At 67.2% G+C, this 23966-nt stretch carries 22 protein-coding genes; 3 read left to right on the forward strand and 19 right to left on the reverse strand.

The features are described from left to right. Nucleotides 1-44: 44 nt before the first annotated feature. From ACIP1U_RS31550 to ACIP1U_RS31630, 17 genes are all read right to left on the reverse strand, one after another. Entirely contained in the window at nucleotides 45-1118 is a 1074-nt protein-coding gene (locus ACIP1U_RS31550; protein WP_400323534.1) for a chemotaxis response regulator protein-glutamate methylesterase, read from the reverse strand. A gap of 21 nt (nucleotides 1119-1139) precedes the next feature. Next, nucleotides 1140-1811: a chemoreceptor glutamine deamidase CheD gene (gene cheD, locus ACIP1U_RS31555; RefSeq protein WP_400323536.1), complete on the reverse strand. Its 672-nt coding sequence runs from the start codon at nucleotides 1809-1811 to the stop codon at nucleotides 1140-1142. Continuing rightward, on the reverse strand, nucleotides 1811-2734 hold the full coding sequence (locus ACIP1U_RS31560; RefSeq protein ID WP_400323539.1) for a CheR family methyltransferase: 924 nt from the start codon (nucleotides 2732-2734) through the stop codon (nucleotides 1811-1813). Before ACIP1U_RS31560 ends, cheD begins: the two co-directional genes overlap by 1 nt. Nucleotides 2735-2768: 34 nt before the next feature. Then, a complete protein-coding gene (locus ACIP1U_RS31565) occupies nucleotides 2769-3263 on the reverse strand; it encodes a chemotaxis protein CheW (protein WP_400323541.1) in 495 nt (164 codons plus the stop codon). A gap of 34 nt (nucleotides 3264-3297) precedes the next feature. Beyond that, nucleotides 3298-5328: a chemotaxis protein CheA gene (cheA, locus tag ACIP1U_RS31570; RefSeq protein ID WP_400323543.1), complete on the reverse strand. Its 2031-nt coding sequence runs from the start codon at nucleotides 5326-5328 to the stop codon at nucleotides 3298-3300. A 74-nt stretch (nucleotides 5329-5402) separates the two neighbouring features. After that, nucleotides 5403-6380: a flagellar motor protein MotB gene (gene motB, locus ACIP1U_RS31575; protein ID WP_400323545.1), complete on the reverse strand. Its 978-nt coding sequence runs from the start codon at nucleotides 6378-6380 to the stop codon at nucleotides 5403-5405. A gap of 25 nt (nucleotides 6381-6405) precedes the next feature. Continuing rightward, complete coding sequence (motA, locus tag ACIP1U_RS31580) at nucleotides 6406-7269, reverse strand: flagellar motor stator protein MotA (protein WP_400323547.1); 864 nt, start codon at nucleotides 7267-7269, stop codon at nucleotides 6406-6408. A 119-nt stretch (nucleotides 7270-7388) separates the two neighbouring features. Beyond that, nucleotides 7389-7994: a flagellar transcriptional regulator FlhC gene (gene flhC, locus ACIP1U_RS31585; protein WP_400323549.1), complete on the reverse strand. Its 606-nt coding sequence runs from the start codon at nucleotides 7992-7994 to the stop codon at nucleotides 7389-7391. After that, nucleotides 7991-8308, reverse strand: coding sequence for a flagellar transcriptional regulator FlhD (gene flhD / locus ACIP1U_RS31590; RefSeq protein ID WP_400323551.1), 318 nt, complete (start codon nucleotides 8306-8308; stop codon nucleotides 7991-7993). Before flhD ends, flhC begins: the two co-directional genes overlap by 4 nt. Before the next feature lie 482 nt (nucleotides 8309-8790). Beyond that, entirely contained in the window at nucleotides 8791-9525 is a 735-nt protein-coding gene (locus ACIP1U_RS31595) for a DUF4088 family protein (protein ID WP_400323554.1), read from the reverse strand. A gap of 274 nt (nucleotides 9526-9799) precedes the next feature. Further along, nucleotides 9800-11638, reverse strand: coding sequence for a methyl-accepting chemotaxis protein (locus ACIP1U_RS31600; RefSeq protein WP_400323557.1), 1839 nt, complete (start codon nucleotides 11636-11638; stop codon nucleotides 9800-9802). Nucleotides 11639-11677: 39 nt separating this feature from the next. After that, nucleotides 11678-13339 carry a methyl-accepting chemotaxis protein gene (locus ACIP1U_RS31605; RefSeq protein ID WP_400323560.1) on the reverse strand — a complete coding sequence of 554 codons (1662 nt, stop codon included), beginning with the start codon at nucleotides 13337-13339 and terminating at the stop codon, nucleotides 11678-11680. A 122-nt stretch (nucleotides 13340-13461) separates the two neighbouring features. Beyond that, nucleotides 13462-13959, reverse strand: a complete 498-nt coding sequence (locus ACIP1U_RS31610; protein ID WP_400323563.1) for a chemotaxis protein CheW — start codon at nucleotides 13957-13959, stop codon at nucleotides 13462-13464. Between the two features lie 123 nt (nucleotides 13960-14082). Beyond that, a complete protein-coding gene (locus ACIP1U_RS31615; RefSeq protein ID WP_400323566.1) occupies nucleotides 14083-14502 on the reverse strand; it encodes a response regulator in 420 nt (139 codons plus the stop codon). Between the two features lie 203 nt (nucleotides 14503-14705). Beyond that, nucleotides 14706-16670, reverse strand: coding sequence for a putative bifunctional diguanylate cyclase/phosphodiesterase (locus ACIP1U_RS31620; protein ID WP_400323569.1), 1965 nt, complete (start codon nucleotides 16668-16670; stop codon nucleotides 14706-14708). Between the two features lie 351 nt (nucleotides 16671-17021). Continuing rightward, nucleotides 17022-18788 (reverse strand): methyl-accepting chemotaxis protein, encoded by a 1767-nt coding sequence (locus ACIP1U_RS31625; RefSeq protein WP_400323571.1) that lies wholly within the window; start codon nucleotides 18786-18788, stop codon nucleotides 17022-17024. 233 nt (nucleotides 18789-19021) lie between these two features. Beyond that, complete coding sequence (locus ACIP1U_RS31630) at nucleotides 19022-19249, reverse strand: hypothetical protein (protein ID WP_400323574.1); 228 nt, start codon at nucleotides 19247-19249, stop codon at nucleotides 19022-19024. A gap of 135 nt (nucleotides 19250-19384) precedes the next feature. On the opposite strand from ACIP1U_RS31630, the gene ACIP1U_RS31635 reads away from it, so the two are divergent. Beyond that, nucleotides 19385-19693 (forward strand): H-NS family nucleoid-associated regulatory protein, encoded by a 309-nt coding sequence (locus tag ACIP1U_RS31635; RefSeq protein WP_400323577.1) that lies wholly within the window; start codon nucleotides 19385-19387, stop codon nucleotides 19691-19693. An 81-nt stretch (nucleotides 19694-19774) separates the two neighbouring features. Here the strand turns inward: ACIP1U_RS31635 and galE are convergent, their stop codons facing one another. Further along, nucleotides 19775-20794 carry a UDP-glucose 4-epimerase GalE gene (galE, locus tag ACIP1U_RS31640; protein ID WP_400323580.1) on the reverse strand — a complete coding sequence of 340 codons (1020 nt, stop codon included), beginning with the start codon at nucleotides 20792-20794 and terminating at the stop codon, nucleotides 19775-19777. Between the two features lie 172 nt (nucleotides 20795-20966). After that, nucleotides 20967-21992 carry a tyrosine-type recombinase/integrase gene (locus tag ACIP1U_RS31645; RefSeq protein WP_400323583.1) on the reverse strand — a complete coding sequence of 342 codons (1026 nt, stop codon included), beginning with the start codon at nucleotides 21990-21992 and terminating at the stop codon, nucleotides 20967-20969. Between the two features lie 210 nt (nucleotides 21993-22202). Between ACIP1U_RS31645 and ACIP1U_RS31650 the strand changes: the two genes are divergently transcribed. Both ACIP1U_RS31650 and ACIP1U_RS31655 read left to right on the forward strand, forming a co-directional pair. After that, nucleotides 22203-22664, forward strand: a complete 462-nt coding sequence (locus ACIP1U_RS31650; RefSeq protein WP_400323586.1) for a nuclear transport factor 2 family protein — start codon at nucleotides 22203-22205, stop codon at nucleotides 22662-22664. A gap of 69 nt (nucleotides 22665-22733) precedes the next feature. Continuing rightward, entirely contained in the window at nucleotides 22734-23729 is a 996-nt protein-coding gene (locus ACIP1U_RS31655; RefSeq protein WP_400323589.1) for an NAD(P)H-dependent flavin oxidoreductase, read from the forward strand. The last annotated feature ends 237 nt before the right edge of the window (nucleotides 23730-23966 follow it).

Below are 23966 nucleotides of genomic sequence, written 5' to 3' on the forward strand. Positions count from 1 at the left end.
TGTTTCAGCTTGTTGTCTGGGCTTGTTCAGGTTTCCGGATCCGTTCAGACCCGTTGCGCGCGCGTGCCGTACGTGGCCAGGCGCGCCATCACGCGCTGGGTCATCGCCGGCAAGGGCACGATTTCATGCACGCCGCCGGCGGCGATCGCCTCCTTCGGCATGCCAAACACGATGCAGGTGTGCTCGTCCTGCGCCAGGTTATAGGCGCCGGCGTCGCGCATGCGCAGCATGCCGCGCGCGCCGTCCTTGCCCATGCCGGTCAGGATCACGCCGATCACGTTCTTGCCGCCATGCTCGGCGGCCGAATCGAACAGCACGTCGACCGAGGGCCGGTGCCGGTTGACCGGCGCTTCCTGCGACAGGTGCGCGACATAGTTGGCGCCGCTGCGCGCCAGCCGCAGGTGCGAGTCGCCCGGCGCGATGTACGCATGGCCAGGCAGCACGCGTTCGCCGTGCTCGGCTTCCTTCACGGTGATGCGGCACAGCCCGTCCAGGCGCTGCGCGAACGAGCGCGTGAAGCCGGCCGGCATATGCTGCACGATCATGACCGCTGGGCTGTCGGGCGGCAACGGCATCAGGAATTCCTTGATCGCCTCGGTGCCGCCGGTGGAGGCGCCCAGGATGATCAGCTTCTCGGTCGACAGCAGCGGGCTGCGCAGCATCGGCGCGGGGGCACTGGCGCCCGGCGCCGGCTGTGCCGCGGCACGCACGCGCGCGCGCGCTGCGGCGCGCAGCTTGTCGGCGATGGTGTCGGTGTATTCAATCAGCCCGTCGCGGATGCCGAGCTTGGGCTTGGTGACGAAATCCACCGCGCCCAGTTCCAGCGCGCGCATGGTGATTTCCGAGCCGCGCTCGGTCAGCGACGACACCATCAGCACCGGCATCGGCCGCAGCCGCATCAGGCGCTCCAGGAAATCCAGGCCGTCCATGCGCGGCATTTCGACGTCCAGCGTCAGCACGTCCGGATTCAGGCGCTTGATCAGGTCGCGCGCCACCAGCGGGTCGGGCGCGGTGCCAACCACTTCCATGTCAGGCTGGCTGTTGATGATCTCCGTCATCAGGCTGCGGATCAGCGCGGAATCGTCCACGCAGAGCACCTTGATCTTGGCGGCAGTCATAGGAATTCGTGTTCGATTGGCTCAGGGAAGCTGGCGCGTGGAAGACTGCCGCGCAAACAGTTCGGGGGTGCGCTCCGGCGCGCGCGCCGGGGTCCTGGCCGAGGTGGCGATGGCCCGTGCCAGCGCGCGTTCGTCGCGCGCCACCGAGACCGCGTCGTCCTGCCGCGTCAGGCGGCGCACCAGCGCCAGCCCGCCGACCGGGAAATAGCTGACGCGGCGCGCATGCGGGCCGCGCAGATCCTGCGCCGCAACGCGGATCTCTTCGGCCTTGAGGTAGCGCAGCACGAAATCCGCGTTGCGGTCGCCGATGTTCAGCGTGGTCATGTTGGCCAGCACCGCACCGCCGCCGAAGACCTTGGCTTCCAGCCGCTCGCGCCGCGCGCCCATCTTGAGCAGCTCGTTGATCAGCACTTCCAGCGCGTAGCTGCCGTAGCGCATCGACGGCGACAGCATGCGGTCGGCGCTGCCGCTGCCGCCCTCATCGTCGGGCAGCATGAAGTGGTTCATGCCGCCGACGCCGGCGACCTCGTCGCGGATGCACGCGGCGACGCACGAACCCAGCACCGTGGTCAGCACCACGTCCTCGCGCGTCACGTAGTACTCGTTGGGCAGCAGCTTGACCGCCTGCTTGCCGAATTCGCGGTCGAAGTAGGTGCGCGTGGCCAGCGCCTCGGGCAGATAGGGCGTGCGCATCAGGGCCTTCCCGCCCTGGCGGCATCGGGCGCCAGTTCGTAGACAGTCTGCCCGCGCAGCTGGAACGCGCGCGTGACGTAGGAGAAGTTCTCCGAGTGCCCGGCAAAGAGCAGGCCGTGCGGCTTGAGCAGCGGCACGAAGCGCTCCAGGATGCGGCCCTGCGTCGGCTTGTCGAAATAGATCATCACGTTGCGGCAGAAGATCGCATCGAACTGCTCGCGGATGCCCCAGTCGGGCGCGAGCAGGTTGAGCGGATCGAACGTGATGGTGGCGGCCAGCTCGGGCTTGACCTTGACCGAGCCCACGCGCGGGCCGGTGCCTTTCAGGAAAAAGCGCTTGAGTCGTTCGGGCGACAGCCGCGCGACCTGGTCGGCCGAATACACGCCGCTGCGGGCCTTGGCCAGCACCTGCGTGTCGATATCGGTGGCCAGCACGGTGGCGGCGCGCTCGCCCAGCGCCTCGGCCAGCGTGATGGCGATCGAGTACGGTTCCTCGCCGGTGGACGCCGCGGAGCACCACACGCTGTACGGGCGGCCGGTCTTCTTCGCATGCTCGGCCAGCAGCGGGAAATGGTGCGATTCGCGGAAGAATGAAGTCAGGTTGGTCGTCAGCGAGTTGGTGAAAAACTCCCACTCGGGCGAGCGGTCGTCCGTCTCCAGGATCGCCAGGTACGCGGCAAAGTCAGCCAGCTGCAGCGTGCGCAGGCGGCGCGCCAGCCGGCTGTAGACCATTTCGCGCTTGTGGCTGCCCAGCGAAATGCCCGCGCGCTTGTGGATCAGCGCGCGGATCTTCTCGAAGTCGCGCTCGGTCAGCAGGAAGTCGCGCATCTCGTCGCGCCGCGGCGTGGCGGCCGGCGCGGAGACTGCGCCCGCCAGGCCCTGGAGGCTGGCGGGAGCGCTGGCGGCAGTGCGGAACGGCGTCATGGCTTGCGTGGTGTTTCAGGTTGGGGCGGCGGCGTCAGGCCAGCTCGGCCTCGACCAGCGCCATCTCGGGGCTTTTCATCAGCTTCTCGATATCGATCAGCACCAGCATGCGCCCGTCAACGGTACCCAGGCCGGTCAGGTGCTCGGTCGAGATCGACACGCCGAACTCCGGCGCCGGCTTGATTGCCTCGCCGGTCAGCGTCAGCACGTCCGACACGCCATCGACCACGATGCCGACCACGCGGCCGGCCACGTTGAGGATGATGACCACCGTCTGGTGGTCATAGCGCACGTTGCCCAGACGGAACTTCAGGCGCAGGTCGACGATCGGCACGATCACGCCGCGCAGGTTGGTGACGCCCTTGATGAAATCGGGCGCGCTGGAGATGCGCGTGACGGTCTCGTAGCTGCGGATCTCCTGCACCTTGAGGATGTCGATGCCGTATTCCTCCGACCCCAGCGTGAAGACCAGGAACTCCTGGCCCGAAGCGTCGCTTCCGGGGGTATCGATGTGTCCGATGCCGGCCATGATGTTTTCTCTCTTCCTGTAGTGGGTCGGTTGATCAAGCCAACGACGAGGCCAGCGACGGCGCCAGCGACGGCTCCTGCCGGCGCACGCCGGTGCGCTGCAGCGCACCGACATCGACGATCAGCGCCACGCTGCCGTCGCCGAGGATGGTCGCCGCCGAGATGCACGGCACCTTGCGGTAGTTGGTTTCCAGGTTCTTCAGCACCACCTGGTGCTGGCCGATCAGCTGGTCCACCAGCAGCGCGAAGCGCTTGCCTTCGGCCTGCAGGATCACGGCGATGCCCTGCGTGGGTTCCTGCAGCGCATCGGCGACGTTGAAGACACGGTGCATTTCCAGCAGCGGCAGGTATTCGCCACGCACGTGCATGACGCGGTCGGAGTTGGCTGCCGTGTGCACGTCCTCGGCCTTGGGCTGCAGCGATTCCATCACGCAGTTCAGCGGCAGGATGAACGTCTCTTCGCCGACCTTGACCGACATGCCATCCAGGATCGCCAGCGTCAGCGGCAGCACGATGCGGATGGTGGTGCCCAGGCCCGGGCGCGAGCTGATCTGCACATGGCCGCCCATCTCCTGGATGTTGCGCTTGACCACGTCCATGCCTACGCCGCGGCCGGAGACGTCGGTGACGACTTCGGCCGTGGAGAAGCCCGGCGCGAAGATCAGCTGCCAGACTTCCTCGTCGCTGATGTTCTCGGACACCGGCAGGCCGTTCTGGATCGCCTTGGCCAGGATGCGCTCGCGGTTCAGGCCGCCGCCATCGTCACTGACCTCGATCACGATATTGCCGCCGTGGTGCTGCGCGGACAGGATCAGCTGGCCGGTCGGCTCCTTGCCGGCGGCGACGCGCTTCTCGGGCGTCTCGATGCCATGGTCCAGGCTGTTGCGCACCAGGTGCGTGAGCGGGTCGATGATGCGTTCGATCAGGCTCTTGTCGAGCTCGGTGGCCTTGCCGAAGGTGACCAGGTCGATCTGCTTGCCGAGCTTGCTGGCCAGGTCGCGCACCAGGCGCGGGAAGCGCGAGAACACGTAGTCCATCGGCATCATGCGGATCGACATCACCGCTTCCTGCAGGTCGCGCGCATTGCGCTCGAGCTGGCCCATGCCGGAGAACAGGCGGTCGAACAGCACCGGGTCGAGCGACGACGCGGTCTGCGCCAGCATCGACTGGGTGATCACCAGTTCGCCAACCAGGTTGATGATCTGGTCGACCTTTTCGGTCGGGACGCGGATCGAGCCTTCGCCATGCGCGGCGGCCGGGGCCGGGGCCGGCTTGGCCTTTTCTTTTTCCTTCTCTTTCTCGCGTGCGGCAGGCGCGGGGGCGGCCGCGACCGGTGCCGGCACTGCGGCCGGTGCCGGTGCCGCGGCCGGCGCTTCGCTTGCGGCTTCGATCGCGATCTGGTCCATGTCGATCACGAAGCAGCACACCGCGATGATGTCGTCGGCGCTGCACTGGGTGTTGAGCCACACCACCAGTTCGCCGTTGACCTCCTGCTGCCCGGTGATCTCGCCGAGGTTGGCGAGTTCCTCGCGCAGCAGCGCCTGGTCGTTGGCGGAGACCTTGATCAGCCGGATCTTCAGCGCGCCGCCTGCCACCGCAGCCGGTGCCGCGACGGGAGCCGCAACCGGTGCCGCCGTGGGCACGGGGGCGGGTGTGCCCGTCTGGCCGGCGGCTTCCTGCGCGAGCTGCTGCAGCACGGCGCAGATGCGCGCCAGCGTTTCCGGATCGGGTTCGGTGCCGTTGCGGTAGGCGTTGAGCTGGTCTTGCAACACGTCCTTGGTTTCCAGAAAGGTGTCGATGATGGTCCTGGTCAACGCCAGTTCCTGCCGGCGCGTGCGGTCGAGCAGGTTCTCGAAGATGTGGGTGGTCTCGGTCAGCGCCGCGAACCCGAAGGTGGCGGCTCCGCCCTTGATCGAATGCGCCGCCCGGAAGATCGCGTTGAGATGTTCGGGATCGGGAGACTCGATGTCCAGGCCGAGCAGCAGTTGCTCCATTTCCACGAGCAGTTCTTCCGCTTCTTCGAAGAAGGTCTGGTAAAACTGTGTGATATCGATATCGACAGACATGGCGTCCTGACTCACTAAGTTACTGCGCTAGGCGCGGGCGCCGCCGGTGCGGCCGCGCTTGGTGGTTTGCTGTGTCATGGCTTGTTGCCCTGCGGTGCCGCTGCAGGCGCCGCCGGCGCCGCGGAGGCTGCCGCCAGACCGGCCTGCATTTCCTGCGCCACCTTGCCGGCCTGCGCCGCCACCGAGACCTCGGCGGCGCTGGCGTTCTCGGCCTCGAAGCGCGCCTGCGCCTTCTGGTTGAGCACCACGATGCTGATGCGGCGGTTCACCGGCGCCAGCAGGTCGCCCTTGTCCAGCGGCATGGTCGCGGCCAGGCCCAGCACGCGCAGCACCTTGCCCTCCTGCATGCCGCCCGCGATCAGTTCGCGGCGCGAGGCATTGGCGCGGTCGCTGGACAGCTCCCAGTTGCTGTAGGTGCGCTCGCCGTTGGAATAGTTGGCCGCGTCGGTATGGCCGGACAGGCTGACCTTGTTCGGCAGCTCGTTCAGCACCGGGCCGATCTCGCGCAGGATGGTGCGCATATAACTTTCGACGGCGGCGCTGCCGGTGCGGAACATCGGCCGGTTCTGCGTATCGAGGATCTGGATGCGCAGGCCTTCGCTGGTGATGTCGAGCAGCAGCTGCGGGCGGAACTGGCGCAGCATCGGGTTGTTCTCGATGATCTGCTCCAGCCGCTGCTTGAGCGCGCGCAGGCGCTGCCCTTCCTGCAGTTCGTTGCGGCGCTGTTCCTCGCTCGGGTCGTTGTCGCGCGCGCGCATGATCTCGCCGTCCTTGCGCATGACGTCCATGCCGCCGCCCGGGATCACGCTGGGCGACTGGCTGCTTTTCTCGCCGCCGACGATGGCCACCTTGAGCGGCATGCGGAAATATTCCGCGATGCCTTCCAGCGTCTTCTTGTTGGCGCTGGACAGCAGCCACAGCACCAGGAACAACGCCATCATCGCCGTCATGAAGTCGGCGTAGGCGATCTTCCAGCTGTGGTTGCCGTGCGGCCTGGCGTGCGATTTCGCCCGGCGGACGATGATCGGACGCATGTCATGTGCGCTGCTCATGGGGGTGCCTCCTGCCTTGCCGTGCTCAGTTCAGGCTCTTGACTTCGCGCACGTGGTCGTCGAGCTCGAGGAACGACGGCCGCACCGTGGAGTACAGCACCTTGCGGCCGAATTCCACCGCGACCAGCGGGGCGTAGCCGTTCAGGGAGGCGAGCAGCACCACCTTGATGCACTCGTAGACCTTGACGTTCTCGGACACCTGCAGCTCGATGCGCGCGGCCAGCGGCGAAATGAAACCGTAGGCCAGCAGAATGCCCAGGAAGGTGCCGACCATGGCGTGCGCGATCAGCGCGCCGAGTTCCGCCGGCGGCAGGTCGGCCGAAGCCAGCGCATGCACCACGCCCATCACCGCGGCGACGATGCCGAAGGCGGGCAGCGCATCGCCGACGCGCGACAGTGCATGGGCAGGGATCTCGGCCTCGTGGCGGAAGGTCTCGATCTCGTGGTCCATCAGGGCCTCGATCTCGAAGGCGTTCATGTTGCCGTTGACCATCATGCGCAGGTAGTCGGTGAGGAATTCCATCACCACCGGATCCGACAGGATGCGCGGGTACTGGCTGAAGACGCTGCTGGCGGCGGGATCCGCGATTTCCTTTTCCAGGAACAGGATGCCCTCGCGGCGTGCCTTGGACAGCAGCACGTACAGCAGCGACATGACGTCCAGGTAAAGCTCCTTCTTGTACTTGGAGCTCTTGAACAGGCCCGGCAGGGCACGGGCGGTGGCCTTGATGGCCTTGGTGGTGTTGGTGGCGATGAAGGCACCGAAGGCGGCGCCCCCGATGATCACGAATTCCGCCGGTTGATATAGCGCGCCCATATGGCCGCCGGTCATGGCATAACCGCCAAGCACCGCAACAACCACGACGACATAGCCAAGAACTACTAGCACGATGGGATCCCCGTCAAAAAACGCGCGTCAATCACGCACAATGGCCCGCGCACGGGCGAACGGGGAGTGGTCCGTCCGCCAGCGCTGCAAGCTTGCCAGCCGACGGACCTCAACCAGGATCAGGCGTTGGTCTGCACGGCGGCGGCGTCTTTCGAGAGCTTTTTCACTTTCCCTGCGCGCGAGGGCGGACGGCACAGGCTGCACACGAAGTTCGCGTGCGGCTCATAGGCATGCGTGACGAACTGTCCGCCGCAACACGTGCAGCTGGACAGCTGCAGCATCTTGCTCTCGAAGAACCGTACTAACGTCCAGGCACGCGTGAAACTTAAGACAATTTCACCGCCGAGCAGCGAAACGTGCTCAAGGTACAGGCGATAGGCCGCCACCACGGCGCGGATGCCCACGGTCTCGCCTTCCTGCACCATGAACTGGTAGGCAGAGAAGAACAGCGACGAGTGGATATTCGGCAGCCAGGTGGTGAACCAGTCCGTCGAGAAGGGCAGCATGCCCTTGGGAGGCGAGACGCCGCGCAGTTCCTTGTACAGGCGGATGAGCCGGTCGCGCGACAGCGTGGTCTCGGCTTCAAGCACCTGCAGGCGCGCACCCAGGCCGATCAGCTCGATGGCGAGCTGGGTCTGGTTGGCATCCTGGAGAACGCTCTTGCGGGCGGCTGTGGAGGTGGCCGTGAAACTCCGGTTCGGCTCGGCCTTCAGCAGCGCGGTCAATTGAGGGACTCCACCGGCTGACGGGCAAGCAGGATCGCGGCGTGGATCTGCTGCATGTCATGGCTCTTGGCCGTGTGGGTGAGCGTGGACAGAAGCGCATGGTCGTCAAAGCGGAACCTGCACAGCACCATGTTGGATGCCGCGAGCTTGACGAGTTGCGCCGAAGTCAGCTTGCCAAGGATGTCCGCGATTTCCTTGCTGACCCCGAGCCGAAACATGGCTTCGACCTGGTTTTCGCGCACCAGTCGTTGCGCGAGCAGCAGATAGGCGAGGTTAACCTCCCTGATCTCCTGGAGAACGTCACTGCTTTCCAATTTTTCCCCGCTACCAAAAACCCACCGTTGCCGCTTGTCCGGCGCTTACCGGGCCCGAGGGCTCCGGCGACCAGATCGTTGGTTTGCGGCTGGGCGGGTACAACGTACAACTTGAAGGAACTGCGCCCGTGTCACACTGTTATCAGCCCCGTTACAAGTGTTACAGAGTGTAAGTGAGACTGGTACGTTTATATCGGCAATCCGCCCGCAATGCCAATCCCTACTTACGCGGGGGGTTGCAAATGTCGTACGAAACATACATGGATCTGCGGAGTTTGTAACATTTCACAGTCCGGTAGCTTGATTTTGATCAATGCTGTAACGCAATCGTCATAGCAGCCAAACGCGCGAAACCGCTGTCCGGATGCCTGCTGGATTCCTCTATTGACGAAGTGCGTTCGGGGTGTTCTGCGCGCACGTGGCTTACCCTGCCCTGTCCGAAAACGGCATGTCCAGAATCCGCGCCCCTGGCACGCGCGCGCTCAACCGCCAAACATGCGCCGCAGCCACGCCGCCAGGCGCGCAAAGGCATCGTCGGGGGCATCGCGGAACAACGCGGGACGCGAGCGTTCCACCTGCTCGAGCACGCGCGCGGCTTCCTCCGGCCGCACCGAGCCATACTCGAGCGCCAGTCCCAGCATGCCGCGCAACTCGCCGACGCGGGCACGGCCTGTGGCTTCGTTGTCTTCGGTCTGCAGCGCGTACATCAGGTCATAGGCGCGCTGGCGCAGGCTTTCGGCCAGCCGCCATGCCGGGGTGCGCATGCGCTCCTCGAGCGCGCGCACGTCTTCGGCCGAGGCCGCGACCTGGGTCGCAAGCGCTTCGGTGAAGGCGGCATCGGCCCCGCATTCGGTCAGCACCTTCGCGGCCCATTCGCGCGCATGCGCAAGGCGCTGCGCCGCCGTCCAGTCCGGCTGCACCGCGAGGCCAAAGCCGAAGCGCTGCGCGTCGCGCATCAGTGCCGCCAGCGCGTTGGGCAGTTGCTTGTCGAACACGCGCCGGGCCCAGCCGTACTCGCCGCCGGACAACAGCCGGTTCACGGCGCGCTCGGTCAGCGGGCCATCGTGCTGCAGCAGCCTGGCGCGCAGGAAGTCGTTGAACTCGGGCGGCAGGAATTCGCGGTCGAGGCCGGTCGAGACACCGATGAACTGGTCGAATTCCTTGCGCAGCCTGGCCGCGTCATCAGGCGGCAGGGCCAGGGTGATCTCGCTCGTCATAGCATTGCCATCCCGGGCCGCGCCGCGGCCCGCCAGATTGCTGACAAAGAGGCTATGCTGCCGGTTTGCTCCCCTCTCCCGCTTGCGGGAGAGGGGCCGGGGGAGAGGGCCGGCTCTTGGCAAGTACGATGCCGCCTCACTTCGTGGCAGCGCCTGCCCTCTCCCCCGCCCCTCTCCCAGAGGGAGAGGGGAGAAAACAGTCGCACCATCAATTTGTCAGCAGCCTCCGGGGCCGCCGCCCGGCGCGTTTCCGCGATGGGGGCAAATGGCGGGGTCAGAATGCGCTCCAGTCGCCATTGTCGGCACCAGCCAGCGCAGGGCGCGCCGTGCGTGCGGTGGCGACCGCCGGCGCCGGCTGCGCAGGCTCGGCGGCGTGCGGCGCGTCGGCTTCGGCCGATGCCGCTGCGCTTGCAGCAGCCGGAACGGCTGCGCCCGCGCGCTTGTGTGAGGCCAGCGTGCGCGCCTTCCCTGCCGCCTTGCCGGGCACCGCAGCGGAAACTGGCTTCGCGGCGGGCAGCGAGAACGATGCCCGCGCATCCTCCGCCGCCAGGCGGAACATCGACACCGCGCCCTGCAGGCGGCCGGCCTGCTCTTCCAGCGCGCCGGCAGCGGCCGCGGCCTGCTCGACCAGTGCCGCGTTCTGCTGTGTCACCTCGTCCATCTGCGCCACGGCCTGGTTGACCTGCTCGATACCCGAGCTTTGCTCGGCCGAGGCCGCGCTGATCTCGCCCATGATGTCGGTCACGCGCTTCACCGCCTGCACGATCTCGTCCATGGTCTTGCCGGCCTGGCCAACCAGCGCCGAGCCGTTGTCGACACGCTCGACGGTATCGCCGATCAGGCCCTTGATCTCCTTGGCCGCATTGGCGCTGCGCTGCGCCAGGCTGCGCACCTCGCCCGCGACCACGGCAAAGCCGCGGCCCTGCTCGCCGGCGCGCGCGGCTTCCACCGCCGCGTTCAGCGCCAGGATGTTGGTCTGGAAAGCAATGCCCTCGATCACGCCGATGATGTCGACGATCTTCTTGGACGCATCGTTGATCTCGTCCATGGTCTGCACCACGCGGCCAACGACCTCGCCGCCGCGCAGCGCGGTCTCGGACGCATTGGCCGCCAGCCCGCTGGCCTGGCGCGCGTTGTCGGCGTTCTGGCGCACGGTGCTGGTCAGTTCTTCCATGCTGGAAGCGGTCTGCTCCAGCGACGCGGCCTGCTGCTCGGTGCGTTGCGACAGGTCGTTGTTGCCGGCTGCAATTTCGCGCGAGGCGGTGCCGATCGATTCGGCCGACTCCTTGAAATCGCGGACCATGTGCGACAGCTGCTGCTGCATCTGCTGCATGGCATGCACCAGGCTGCTCTTGTCGCCGGCGCGCGTGACCACCGGCACGGAGAAGTCGCCATCGGCGATGCGCTTTGCGATCTCGGCCGCATAGCCCGGCTCGCCGCCCAGCTGGCGCGACAGCCCGCGCGCCAGGAACACACCCAGCAGCACCGACAACGCGACCCCGCCCAGCACCAGCGCCAGCATCCACACCCGCGTAGCGTCATAGACGCTGCGCGCCTCTTCGTTGTTGCTGCGGGCACGGTCGTCGCGGCGCTTGACCATCTTCGCCATCACGTCTTCCAGCGCATGGCTGTCCTTGAGCAGGTCGGCGCTCTCGGTGAACACCTGGCTCTCGAACTGCGAGGTATCGAGCGGCTGCTTGCTGACCAGCTCGACATACTTTTCCATGCGCGCGCGGAATGCGGGCGACAGTTCGTGGTACTGCTTGACCAGCGCCTTGCCTTCCGCCTGCTCGAAGGCCTTGGATACCTGGCGGATGCGCTCGTCCATCACGCCCAGCGACTTGGCGATCTGCTCCTTCTCGGTAGCGCGCTCGCCCATGGTCGACGCCGACAGCAGGCCGATCTGCGAGCGGCTGGCGTAGACCAGGTTGATGTTGGCATCCTGCACGGCCTTGAGCGCCTGCAGGTCGCCGTGATAGATCTTGTCGGTCCAGTCGGCCATGCGTCCCATGTTGACGACGCCCAACAGGCCCATGACGGCACCGATCACCGCGACGACCAGGAATCCGGCAACCAGCCTGGTCGTGACGCGCAATTGATTGAACCACTGCATAGCAACTCCCCCTTGTGACCCTTGTTACTGAACTTCGCACTAAGCCTGTGCCATGGACCGGACCGCCGCTTCGCGCTGCGCGGCCGGCAGGCGTTGCGGACGCCGCTGTGGACGAATCTCGGCCTGCATGCTGACGCGGAAGGTAGCGATGGCATCGCGCAGCCGCAGTGCCTGCTCTTCGAGCGAACCTGCCGCCGCTGCCGCCTGTTCCACCAGCGCGGCGTTCTGCTGCGTACCTTCGTCCATCTGCGCCACGGCCTGGTTGACTTGCTCGATGCCGGCACTCTGCTCGGCCGATGCCGCGGTGATCTCGCCCATGATGTCGGTCACGGACTTCACCGCCCGCACGATCTCGTCCATGGTCTTGCCGGCCTGGCCCACCAGCGCCGAGCCGTTGTCGACACGCTCGACGGTATCGCCGATCAGGCCCTTGATCTCCTTGGCCGCATTGGCGCTGCGCTGCGCCAGGCTGCGCACTTCGCCCGCGACCACAGCAAAGCCGCGGCCCTGCTCGCCGGCGCGCGCGGCTTCCACCGCGGCGTTCAGCGCCAGGATGTTGGTCTGGAAGGCAATGCCCTCGATCACGCCGATGATGTCGACGATCTTCTTGGACGCATCGTTGATCTCGTCCATGGTCTGCACCACGCGGCCCACCACTTCACCGCCACGCAGCGCGGTCTCCGACGCATTGGCCGCCAGCCCGCTGGCCTGGCGCGCGTTGTCGGCGTTCTGGCGCACGGTGCTGGTCAGCTCTTCCATGCTGGAAGCGGTCTGCTCCAGCGACGCGGCCTGCTGCTCGGTGCGTTGCGAGAGGTCGTTGTTGCCGGCCGCGACCTGGTGCGTCGCGGTGGAAATGCTGGCCATGCCTTCCTGGATTTCATGCACCACCGACAGCAGGCTGCGCTGCATGGTCTGCATCGCCTGCGCCAGCGCGCCGATCTCGTCGCTGCTGCGATGCTCGAAGCGCGTGGTCAGGTCGCCGGCGCCCATGCGCAGCGCAAAGTCGAGCATGTCCCGCACCGGCCGGTGCACGCGCGCCAGCAGCATGGTGCCGGCGGCGAACGAGGTCGCCAGCGCCAGCGCGAAGCCGCCCCACAGCCACGGGCGCAGCTTCGCGGCGCCCGCCGGGTCCAGGATCTCGACCGCCCCCAGCGCCGCCAGGAACCACACCAGCCCGCCCGCCTGCGCCCACAGGATGCGGCGCTTCAGGTTCATGCGCAGCGCACGTCGGGCGAAACCAGCGATGCCGGTGCGCACCACGGCGCCATCGCGGATCGCCAGCCCCGCGGCGCGTCCCGCGCGGAAGCGCGCATACAGCGCGCCGGCGGCTTCGACCTGCTCGCGCGAGGGCATCGAACGCACCGAGGTATAGCCGACCACGCGCCCGTCGACGCGCGTGGGCGTCACCGTGGCATTGACCCAGTAGAAGTCGCCGTTCTTGCGGCGGTTCTTGACCAGGCCCATCCAGGTGCGGCCCGCTTCCAGGTTTTGCCACAGGTCGGCAAACGCCTCGGTCGGCATGTCGGGGTGGCGCACCAGGTTGTGCGGCGCGCCCAGCAGTTCATCCGCCGCATAGCCACTGGCCTCGATAAAGGTGCGGTTGGCGAAGGTAATACGGCCTTTGAGATCCGTGCGCGAGATCAGGTAGTCCGATGGTGAGAGCTGATATTCGCGCTGCGTAACGGGTTGGTTGTTTCGCATGAATGACATCGATACTGCTTGCCCGGGAAACCATGGCTGCCATGGCATGGCATGAATTCGGGCGGATACGATCCGGCAGGCGCAGTACGCCGGCCGGACGGCGGGGGCGGAAAAGTCAGGGGTCAGGCCACGGCGTCGAGCGCGGCCAGTTCTTCGGTATTGAGCAGCTTCTCGATATCGACCAGGATCAGCATGCGCTGTTCGACCGAGCCGAGGCCGCGGATGTAGTCGGTAGCCAGTTCGCCGGAAAAATGCGGCGTGGGCTTGATCTGCGCGGGCGTCAGCGTCAGCACGTCGGAGACGCCGTCGACGACAATGCCGGTGGTGCGCTCGTTGAGATCGACGATGATGACCACGGTGTACTGGTCATAGCTGACGTTGGCCTGGCGAAACTTGATGCGCAGGTCGATGATCGGCACGATGATGCCGCGCAGGTTGATCACGCCCTTGATGTAGTCGGGCGCATTGGCAAGCTGGGTGACCGACTCGTAGCCGCGGATTTCCTGGACCTTCAGGATATCGATGCCGTACTCTTCGCGGCCCAGCGTGAAGGCCAGGAATTCCTCGCCCGCGCCTTCATTCGCGCCCGCGGCGCCGTTTGCCTTGTCGATATGCTGCATCGTCAGCCCCCATGTCTGGTCATGCCGGTTTCCTGGCGCAGTGCGAGTGCGCCGGGGCGTGATTTCGCCCACCAGTGTTTACGGCAGCAATCGGGGTGACTGAAGGCCGACGCGGCGCCTTCCTTACCCTTCCGACGAGGGGTGCGGGGGCGCCAGCAGCGCCGCCACGGCCTGCATCAGCGCATCGGGATCGAAGGGCTTGGGCAGGAAGCCCGAGGCGCCCGCGGCGCGGGCCTGCTCGCGGATGCTGCCGTCATGCTCGGTGGTCAGCATCAGGATGGGGACGGCGGCGTAGCGCGCGCTGGCGCGCAGGCGGCGGATCAGGGTCAGGCCGTCCATGCCGGGCATGACCTGGTCGGTGACCAGCATGCCGAATGCGACAAGATCCGCGGCATCATCCGCAGCAGCGGCCTCGGCCAGCGCCTGTGCCTGTTGGCCGTCGGCGGCCTCGGTAACGTCGAACCCGCCGGCACGCAGGCATGCGCCGATCATGCGGCGTAGCGAGGGGGAATCGTCGACGACGAGGATGCTGGGCAATGACATTGGCGCCTCCGTTGGCAGGGCTCGGTTGATCCGCCGAATGCTGAAGCAGGGCTTGGCGCCGGTGGCGCGGCCGGCGACGGACAGGCCGGCGCAGGGTCGCGCTGCAATCGCGCGGGGCCCTGCCAGCGTGGATATCGGCATGCCATGCGCAACGCTTTAGCGTTTTTGGCGTTTTTTCGCCTTGGTGTTTCTGCGTGCGGCGCTCAGGCTGGCCGATGGCCACGCAACGCTTCGGCAAACCCTGCCGCATCGAGCGGCAGCGACAGCAGGTAGCCCTGCACCTCGTCGCAACCCATCTCGTTGAGGATTTCCAGCTGCGAGGCCGACTCGACGCCTTCGGCCACCACCTTCATGCGCAGCTCGTGCGCCAGTGCCACCATCGAGCCGACGATGGCGCGGCCCTGCGCATCGGTGTCGAGCCCGCCGATCAGCGTGCGATCGATCTTGAGCGTGCCCACCCGCAGGCGCTTGAGGTAGCCCAGGCTTGAATAGCCGCTGCCAAAGTCGTCCAGCGCCACCTGGATACCGAGCGACTGCAGCTCGGCCAGGGTTTCCAGCGACTTGCCGATGTCCTTCATGGCGGCGGTCTCGGTGATCTCCAGCGTGATCGCCGACGGCGGGATGTCGTGCTGGTGGATCTGTTCGAGCAGGTACTGCGGGAAATTGCGGCTGGCAAAGCGCAGCCCCGACACGTTGATCGCCACCGGCACGGTCGGCAGGCCGGTGTCCTGCCACTGGCGCACCTGGCGGCAGACGCTGGTCAGCACCCAGTCGTCGAGCTTGTCGATCTGGCCGGACTGCTCGGCCACGGCGATGAACTCGGCCGGGCTGACCTGGCCCAGCGCGGGATGGCGCCAGCGGCACAGCGCCTCGGCGCCCACCAGCGTGCCGCGGCGGGCGTCGTACTTGGGCTGGAACTGCAGCGACAGCGCATCGTCCTGGATCGCCAGCCACAGGTCGCGGCGGATCACGCGGGTGCGGCGGGCACGCTCGCCGGCGGCGCTGTTGAACAGGCGCACCTGGTTCGAGCCGCTTTCGCGGGCCTCGGCCAGGCTCACGCGCGCGGCCTGCATCAGCGCCTCGGACGTCTGGGCGTCGCGCGGGTAGATGGCGATGCCGATGTTGACGCCGATCTGCATCTGCAGACCGCGCGCGGCGATGAACTCGGCCAGCGAGCCCAGCACGCGCGAGCCCAGTTCCTGCGCGCGGCCGTGGTGCACCAGCTCGGGCACGCCCACGGCGAACTCGTCGCGCGCCAGCCGGGCGAGGAAGTCGTGCGGCTCCAGCACGGCCTGCGCGAGCGCGCCGGCGTCCTGCGCCAGGATATCGTCGGCGCGGATCTCGAAGACTTCATCGACCTCGCGGTAGTCGGCAATATGGATCAGCAGCACGGCGCAGCCGGTATCGGCCAGCCGCGCCTGGGCCATGGCCTGGTCCACCCAGCGGGCGAATGCCACGCGGTCGGGCATCACGGTGGCGACGCTGTACTCGCCCACCGTGCCCTGCCCGCGCGCGGTGGCGCGCACCGTAAGCCGGCCCGGGATGCGGGAGCCGCGCCGCACCAGCCGCGGCTCGGCGCCGCGCACCGGGGCGGTGGCAGTATCGTCGGCAAGGTCTTCGGCGGGGCTGGTCTCGGTGCGCGATACCGGCAGCCAGCCGCTCGACTGCGCCCGGTGCAGCGCGAACATCAGCGCGCACAGCGCGGTCAGCCCGCCCGCCAGCCAGGCAGGATGCGGCAGGCCGGCCGCGTCGATGCAGGCGCGCGCCGAGGGCGCGTCGGCGCCGCAGGCCCTGCCGAGGTGGGTGCCGGCCGCGGCCACCATGCCGGCGCCGGCGACCACCGCCAGCACCGCCGCGCCACGCCACAGGCGCGCGCCCTGGCGCAGCCACTGCAGCAGCAGCTTGGCGGCGGTGGTGGCGGCAGCGGCGGCAGCGAAGCTGGCGGCCATCTGGGCGGTGTCGTTGGCCGCCGGCACGCTGCCCGACAGCAGCACCACCACCACGGGCAGGCTGACGGTCAGCTGCGACACCAGCGCCGCCGTCCAGGTCAGCGTGCGCAGCGACCGGCTTCCGGCGCCCTGGTCCGCACGCCCGGCGCGGGCGCCGAGGACGGCGGCCACGCCCAGCAGGGCGGCAAGCAGCAACAGGACGGTACTCAGGGCAATCATTGGGCTGCGCGGTGATAAAGAAAATGCGCGAAGACAAACCCGACGCGGGGCAAACCTCGCATCATGGCATCTTGCGGTCGCCGTGTGAACAACACAATACGGGGGTCCCCTGCCGGGGACACGTCGGATTGCTGAAAAAGGGAAAATAACAGGCTGTTTGCTCCCCTCTCCCGCTTGCGGGAGAGGGGCTGGGGGAGAGGGCCGGCGCATGGCAAGCACCGTGGCGTCTCACTTCGTGGCAACTCCTGCCCTCTCCCCCGCCCCTCTCCCATAAATGGGAGAGGGGAGACAACATTCGCAGCCATTGACTTTGTCAGCAGGCAACGGTGTCCCCCTTCCGGGGACACCTGTTTAGAACGCACTCCAGTCATCGTCGCTGCCGGCAGCAACCGCCGCAGGGCGCAGCGCGGGGCGCGCTGCAGGGCTCGCGCCGGCTGCGGCACGCAACACGGCCGCGCGCGGCGCGGCCGGTGCAGCGGCCGCTGCGGGGACAGGCGCGGAGCGCGCCACCGCAACGCCAGCATGCGCCGGCGCGGTGCGCGGGGCCGGGGCCGGGGCCACGGCACCACCCGCGAGGGTAAAGACCGACACCACGTTCTTCAGCTTCTGCGCCTGCTCTTCCAGCGCACCGGCCGCGGCGGCGGCCTCTTCCACCAGCGCGGCGTTCTGCTGCGTGACCTCATCCATCTGCGTCACGGCCTGGTTGACCTGCTCGATGCCGGTGGTCTGCTCCAGCGAGGCCGCGCCGATCTCATTCATGATGTCCGTCACGCGGCGCACCGCCTGCACGATCTCGCCCATGGTCTGGCCGGCCTCCGCCACCAGCCGGGTGCCGCTCTCCACGCGCTCGCCGGACTCGCCGATCAGCGCCTCGATCTCCTTGGCCGCCGAGGCCGAGCGCTGCGCCAGGCTGCGCACCTCGCCCGCGACCACGGCAAAGCCGCGGCCCTGCTCGCCGGCACGCGCGGCTTCCACCGCGGCGTTCAGCGCCAGGATGTTGGTCTGGAAGGCAATGCCCTCGATCACGCTGATGATCTCGACCACCTTGCGCGAGGCGCCGTTGATCTCGTTCATGGTGTCGACCACGCGGCCGACCACGTCCCCGCCCTTGAGCGCGATCTGCGAGGCTTCGTTGGCCAGCACGCCGGCCTGGCGGGCATTGTCCGCGTTCTGGCGCACCACCGTGGTCAGCTCTTCCATGCTGGCGGCGGTCTGCTCCAGCGACGAGGCCTGTTCCTCGGTGCGCTGCGACAGGTCCTGGTTGCCGGTGGAAATCTGCTGCGTGGCCGACGCCATCGAGTCGGCGCCCGTACGCACTTCGGCCACGATGCCCGACAGGCTGGCCTGCATCGCGGCCAGCGCCTGCATCATGCGGCCGATCTCGTTCCTGGAGATGCTGGTGATGCGCGAGGTCAGGTCGCCGCGCGCGATGCGCTCGAACACGGCCAGCGCTTCCTGCACCGGCGCGACGATGGCGCGGTTCAGCGTCACCGTGCACAGGACCGCGACCACCAGGCCCAGCACGATCAGCGCGATCGACAGCATGCGGATGCTGGCAAAGCTGGCCTGCGCGGCGTCGAAGTTGGACTTGCCGGCGCCCAGCTGGAATTTCTGCAGCGCTTCATGCGCGGTGGACATGCTGCGTTGGAGATCGGGCAGTACCTTCCGGGCCAGGCGCACCGCCTCGTCCTGGTTGCCGGCCAGCGTCGCCTGCTGCAGCGGCAGCACGCCCTGCTCGAAAAAGGCCTGGCGCTGGCGGCCAAGTTCAGCGGCGAGCGCCTTTTCCTGGTCGTTCTGCGGCAGGCTGGTGTAGCGCTGCCAGGCTGCCTCGGAAGCCTCCACGAACACCTTGGACCGGTCCACGTTGACCTTGGGATCGTCGGGCTCGCCCTGCATCACGTTGCGGTCCAGTGCCAGGCGCATGCGGGTGGTGGCCAGCATGGCGTCGCTCAGCGCGATGGCCGATGCCAGCTGATTGGAATACGTGTCCTTGAGCGAGTCGTTGCTGGAGGAAATACCGTGCAGCCCGGCGCCGCCGACCAGCAACAGCAGCACGGACAGCATTCCCATGGCGCCCCGCAACAGGGTCTTGATCTGGATATTGTTATGGAAAGACATTGTTGAAAGGAAAACGTAAGCAATCCGCGAGGCACACCCCTGGCCTCGTTACGGCAAGACCAGACACCCGCTTGATCCGCCCTGCCCGGATAACGGCGCGGCCCATCGGGTACTTGAGCAGCCGCGCCCGATCAAGCGGTCAAATGGGCGGCAATTAACCCGGATGTCGGATATACGGCACGCCGCGTGTCGCGGCATGTAAGCAGACGCTTTATTCACCGGGGCGGCGCCGATTATGGCAATTTGATTTCCACCTGTACCGGCGCGGCCGGGCAGGCGCTGGTTTGATCAGATCGGGCCAGTCTGGACAATTTATGTGCCGGGCCGACGGACAGCGGACATTGTGCGCCGTCGCGGTCCGGTTCAAATCCGGCGAGAGACCCGAATGGTTCACGAAGGTTCACTGCAATATCGGCAGCAAGACTTTTCGTAAAAACCATGCCGGAATAGCGCGCCGGCATTTGCAGCGGCCCGCTACCCCGTTATAATTGTTTTCAGCATTTCAGCACACCGGCAGCGCAACACTGCACAGCATTGCGTGACACCCCGCTGCACCGACACCCACGCATATCACCCCACCGGAAACCGAGGACGCAATGTCGACTTATCAGGAAATCGTTCAGAAAATCAATGAACTGCAGAAGCAAGCCGAGGAAATCAAGGCGCGCGAACAGGCGTCGGTGATCTCGGATATTCGCGAGAAAATCGAGCAATATGGCCTGACCGCTGAAGACCTGGGTTTTGGCGTGAAAGCGCCGGCCGGCAAGAAGGCGGCCAACCGCAAGGTGCCGGTGCGCTATCGCGACAGTGCCGGCAATACCTGGACCGGCCGCGGCAAGCGCCCGGGCTGGCTGACCCAGGCCCTGGCCCAGGGCAAGGCTGTCGAGGACTTCCTGATCCGTTGAAGCGCGACGCCGGCGCATGGCAAAACGCCACGGCTTGCAGCCGTGGCGTTTTTGTTTGGTGTGTTTTGCCGGAGTTGCCGCTCAGGCGTCGAACCCGCGCGGGTTCATCGACTGCCAGCGCCACGAGTCCTGGCACATGCGCTCGATGCCGTGCTGCGCGCGCCATCCCAGCAGTTGGCTGGCCAGCGCGGGATCGGCATAGCAAGAGGCGATATCGCCCGGGCGCCGCGCCACGATCTCATACGGCACCGGCCGGCCACTGGCTCGCTGGTAGGCCTCGACCACTTCCAGCACGCTGTAGCCGCGGCCGGTGCCCAGGTTCACGGTCATGCCGCGCCCCTGGTCGCGCAGGTAGACCAGTGCCGCCAGGTGGCCGTCGGCAAGGTCGCACACGTGGATATAGTCGCGCACGCCGGTACCGTCAGGCGTGCGGTAGTCGCCGCCGAATACCATCAGTTTCTCGCGGCGCCCGCCGGCCACCTGCGCCACGTATGGCATCAGGTTATTCGGAATTCCGCGCGGATCCTCTCCGATCAGCCCGCTTTCATGCGCGCCGACCGGATTGAAATAGCGCAGGTAGGCAATTCGCCATGCCGGGTCCGATTTTTCCAGATCGCGCAGGATTTGCTCTCCCATCAGCTTGGTCTGGCCATACGGATTGGTCGCCGACAGCGGGAAATCCTCCAGGATCGGCACCGTTTGAGGATTGCCATAAACCGTGGCCGAGGAGCTGAACACCAGTTGTTTCACCCCGGCCGCCCCCATGGCGGCGCAGACCGTCAGCAGGCCGTCAATGTTGTTGCTGTAATACTGCAGCGGCTGGCTCACCGATTCGCCCACGGCCTTGAGCGCGGCAAAATGAATCACCCCGCTGATGCGATGTTCGGCGAAAAGCCGGTCCAGCAAGGCGCGGTCGCGCACGTCGCCCTGGACAAAATGCGGGGTCTTGCCGGTAATGGCGGCCAGCCGCTCGATCACCACCGGGCTGCTGTTGCACAGATTATCCAGTCCGATCACGTGGTAGCCGGCATTGAGCAGCGCGACCCAGGTATGCGAGGCGATATAGCCGGTGGCGCCGGTAAGGAGCAGGGTTTCGGGCATGGGAAATAAGCGTCGGATTTCGATTCAGGGCGGCGGGGTCTCAAGCGCAATCGTGCAATGCCTGATGCCGCACATTGAGCCCGCGCTAGCGGTAGTGTCGCCTATTATCCACGATGCGTCAGCCGCGCCCGGCAAGCTGGCACACACAGTTACAAGGAAGGCGGCGCCGAACTCAGGACTCCCTGTCGCTCGCCTGGACCACCAACCCCGCCCGTGCCTGCCAGGCCTCATACGCGCCGCGCAGCCGCCAGCCCGATTCCAGGTCGCGCATGCCCAGGCATTGCGCCACCTCGGCCGGCGTCGTGCCGGCCTCGAAATGCATGGCCGCGCAGGTATTGCGCAAGGTCTGCGGCGAGGCCCGCTCGTGGCGGCCTGCTAGCACGCCGGCTTCGTCGAGCAGGATTTCCACGCGCCGGTAGACCGAAGCCGCGTGCATCGGCCGGCCCGCCGGCATGGCCGGGAACAGCAGGCTGCCGAGCGTACCCGACGCCTCGCGCAGCGCCAGCCACGCCCGCAACGGGGCATGCGCCAGCGCGAACAGCGGCACGGTATAGGCGCGGCCATTGTCGGGACGCACCATGCGCAACGCCATTCGGCCCGGGGCGCCATCGTCGATGGCCTCCAGGCGCAGGGCGCGCGCTTCGCCCACCTTCAGCCCGCCGCCCAGCAACACCGCCAGCAAGGCGGCATCGCGCGCCCGCTTCCAATGCGTCGGCGATGCCGCACGGCATTCCTCCACCGTCGGCGGCACGCCGGCCGGGCCGAGGATGCGGGCTACCAGCAGGTCGCGCTCGCCCGGCAGCAGGAAGGCAGTGGGGTCGTTCTCGCCCTCGGCGAGGTGCGCCCGCACCGCCTGGCTTCCCGGGTTGTGCATGCCCTCGCGCAACCGGGAGAGATGGTGGAACACCCGTTCGATCAGCCGCGCATAGCGGTAGCGGTGCGACTTGTGCAGCTGCTGGGCGTCGAGGAATTCGCCGATCTGCTCCGCCGACCAACTCAGTGGCGGCAGCCCGCGCTCAGCCGACCAGCGCAGCAGCTTGCCCCACATGGCGCGGTACACCACGCTGGTGCCGTGGCGGAAACCGTGCCGCGCCAGCCAGCCGTCGAAGGCGCGCTCGGGATGGGCGCGCCAGGCAGCGAGGTCGGCATCGAACAGCGCCGCCTGGCCGGGTTGGTGCGCGGTCGACTTAGTGGTCACTGACTCTCCTGCCGGTGGCTTGCGGGCGCGGGAATTCCCGCCGGGCGATGCCGCCTATTGTAGTCAACCCGTCACTGCCGGGCGCCCCCGGCGCAACGCGGGGCCAAAACCGGCTTGCGCAAGGCAGTAGCGCGTGCTACCTTTCGAATTCACTATGCAACTGGTTGCATAAAACAAGAACGCAAACCGGGCACACAACGTAGCCGGCGCATGCCGCGACCGCTCAAGGAGACCGCAGTGACCACCACCCAGCTGATTCCCGCAGCGCAGGCCTCGCTCGACACCTGGCACCAGTTGATTGCCACCAATTCGATGACCGGGCTCGACGCCATCGTCGCCGACGAGGTCGTGTTCCGCTCGCCGGTCGCGCATACGGCCTACCCCGGCCGGGCCGCGATCGCGCTGGTGCTGACCACGGTGAACCAGGTGTTCCGCGACTTCCGCTACCACCGCAGCTTTGTCAGCGAGGACGGCCACAGCGTGGTGCTCGAATTCAGCGCCACGGTCGATGGCAAGGCGCTCAAGGGCATCGACATGATCCGCTTCAACGACGCCGGCCAGATTGCCGAATTCGAAGTGATGGTGCGCCCGCGCTCGGGACTGGAGGCGCTGGCCGCCGCCATGGGCGCGCGCCTCGCCAGCCAGAAGGACGTGCTGACCGGCGCCGCGTAAGCGGCCAGGCTGCCGCGCGCGCCCGCCGGATTCTTTTTGCCTCACCGTACTACCCAGGAGACTTCACCCATGGCCCTCCCCGCCCTGCTGCAGAACCGGCTGTCGCTGCCGGTGGTCTGCTCGCCGCTGTTCATCATCTCCAACCCCGACCTGGTGATTGCCCAATGCAAGGCCGGCGTGGTGGGCTCGTTCCCGGCGCTGAACGCACGCCCGGCGCCCAAGCTCGAAGAATGGCTGGACCGCATCACCACCGAACTGGCCGAGCACAACGCCAGGCATCCGGATCGTCCGGCAGCGCCGTTCGCGGTCAACCAGATCGTGCACAAGTCCAACGACCGGCTCGAGCATGACCTGGAGCTGTGCGTGCGCTACAAGGTGCCGATCGTCATCACCTCGCTAGGCGCGCGCAAGGAAGTCAACGACGCGGTGCATTCGTACGGCGGCATCGTGCTGCACGACGTGATCAACAACGCCTTCGCGCGCAAGGCCATCGAGAAAGGCGCAGACGGGCTGGTGGCGGTGGCTGCCGGCGCCGGCGGCCATGCCGGCACGCTGTCGCCGTTCGCGCTGCTGCACGAGATCCGCGAATGGTTCGATGGCCCGCTGCTGCTGTCGGGCGCGATCTCCAGCGGCGACGCCATCCTGGCCGCGCAGGCCGCGGGCGCCGACCTGGCCTACATCGGCTCGGCCTTCATCGCCACGCAGGAAGCCAATGCGCAGGACGGCTACAAGCAGATGATCGTCGACAGCAGCGCCGGCGACATCGTCTACTCCAATCTCTTTACCGGCGTGCACGGCAACTACCTGCGCGGCAGCATCGAGCGCGCGGGCCTGGACCCGGAGGCGCTGCCGCAGTCCGACCCGTCCAAGATGAACTTCGGTTCGACCAGCGTGAAAGCGTGGAAGGATATCTGGGGCGCCGGCCAGGGCGTGGGCGCGATCAAGCGCGTGGTGCCGGCGGGCGAGCTGGTGCGGCGCTTTGCCGAGGAATATGCGCTGGCGCGTCGCCGCCTGGGGCTGGGCGAAGCCAGCCAGGCGGGTGCGCGCGCGGTTAACGTGGCCTGAGCCTGTTCGCGTACCGACAGGCACAACACTGCGAGTGTTGTCTCCCCTCTCCCTTTGGGAGAGGGGCGGGGGAGAGGGCAGCGCCTCGTTGTGCCATGGCACTTCGTCGATGCTCCGGGGCGCGCCCCCCCCCCCCCCCCCCCCCCCCCGGGGGGGGGGGGGGGCGCCGGGGGGGGGGGGGGGGGGGGGCGCCCCCCCCGGCACCGAGGAAGCCCCCCCCCCCCCCCAAACAACAAC

The organism is Cupriavidus sp. NPDC089707, from assembly GCF_044748965.1.
Classification (GTDB): Bacteria; Pseudomonadota; Gammaproteobacteria; order Burkholderiales; family Burkholderiaceae; genus Cupriavidus.

Excerpts from the sequence above, each read along its gene's own strand:
- ACIP1U_RS31565 (WP_400323541.1), bottom strand. The coding sequence starts at position 3,263 with ATGGCCGGCATCGGACACATCGATACCCCCGGAAGCGACGCTTCGGGC.
- ACIP1U_RS31615 (WP_400323566.1), bottom strand. The coding sequence starts at position 14,502 with ATGTCATTGCCCAGCATCCTCGTCGTCGACGATTCCCCCTCGCTACGC.
- ACIP1U_RS31630 (WP_400323574.1), bottom strand. The coding sequence starts at position 19,249 with ATGCCGGCGCGCTATTCCGGCATGGTTTTTACGAAAAGTCTTGCTGCC.
- ACIP1U_RS31550 (WP_400323534.1), bottom strand. The coding sequence starts at position 1,118 with ATGACTGCCGCCAAGATCAAGGTGCTCTGCGTGGACGATTCCGCGCTG.
- ACIP1U_RS31620 (WP_400323569.1), bottom strand. The coding sequence starts at position 16,670 with ATGATTGCCCTGAGTACCGTCCTGTTGCTGCTTGCCGCCCTGCTGGGC.
- galE (WP_400323580.1), bottom strand. The coding sequence starts at position 20,794 with ATGCCCGAAACCCTGCTCCTTACCGGCGCCACCGGCTATATCGCCTCG.
- ACIP1U_RS31625 (WP_400323571.1), bottom strand. The coding sequence starts at position 18,788 with ATGTCTTTCCATAACAATATCCAGATCAAGACCCTGTTGCGGGGCGCC.
- motB (WP_400323545.1), bottom strand. The coding sequence starts at position 6,380 with ATGAGCAGCGCACATGACATGCGTCCGATCATCGTCCGCCGGGCGAAA.
- cheA (WP_400323543.1), bottom strand. The coding sequence starts at position 5,328 with ATGTCTGTCGATATCGATATCACACAGTTTTACCAGACCTTCTTCGAA.
- cheD (WP_400323536.1), bottom strand. The coding sequence starts at position 1,811 with ATGCGCACGCCCTATCTGCCCGAGGCGCTGGCCACGCGCACCTACTTC.
- ACIP1U_RS31600 (WP_400323557.1), bottom strand. The coding sequence starts at position 11,638 with ATGCAGTGGTTCAATCAATTGCGCGTCACGACCAGGCTGGTTGCCGGA.
- ACIP1U_RS31635 (WP_400323577.1), top strand. The coding sequence starts at position 19,385 with ATGTCGACTTATCAGGAAATCGTTCAGAAAATCAATGAACTGCAGAAG.
- ACIP1U_RS31595 (WP_400323554.1), bottom strand. The coding sequence starts at position 9,525 with ATGACGAGCGAGATCACCCTGGCCCTGCCGCCTGATGACGCGGCCAGG.
- ACIP1U_RS31610 (WP_400323563.1), bottom strand. The coding sequence starts at position 13,959 with ATGCAGCATATCGACAAGGCAAACGGCGCCGCGGGCGCGAATGAAGGC.
- ACIP1U_RS31650 (WP_400323586.1), top strand. The coding sequence starts at position 22,203 with ATGCCGCGACCGCTCAAGGAGACCGCAGTGACCACCACCCAGCTGATT.
- ACIP1U_RS31605 (WP_400323560.1), bottom strand. The coding sequence starts at position 13,339 with ATGCGAAACAACCAACCCGTTACGCAGCGCGAATATCAGCTCTCACCA.
- ACIP1U_RS31655 (WP_400323589.1), top strand. The coding sequence starts at position 22,734 with ATGGCCCTCCCCGCCCTGCTGCAGAACCGGCTGTCGCTGCCGGTGGTC.
- ACIP1U_RS31560 (WP_400323539.1), bottom strand. The coding sequence starts at position 2,734 with ATGACGCCGTTCCGCACTGCCGCCAGCGCTCCCGCCAGCCTCCAGGGC.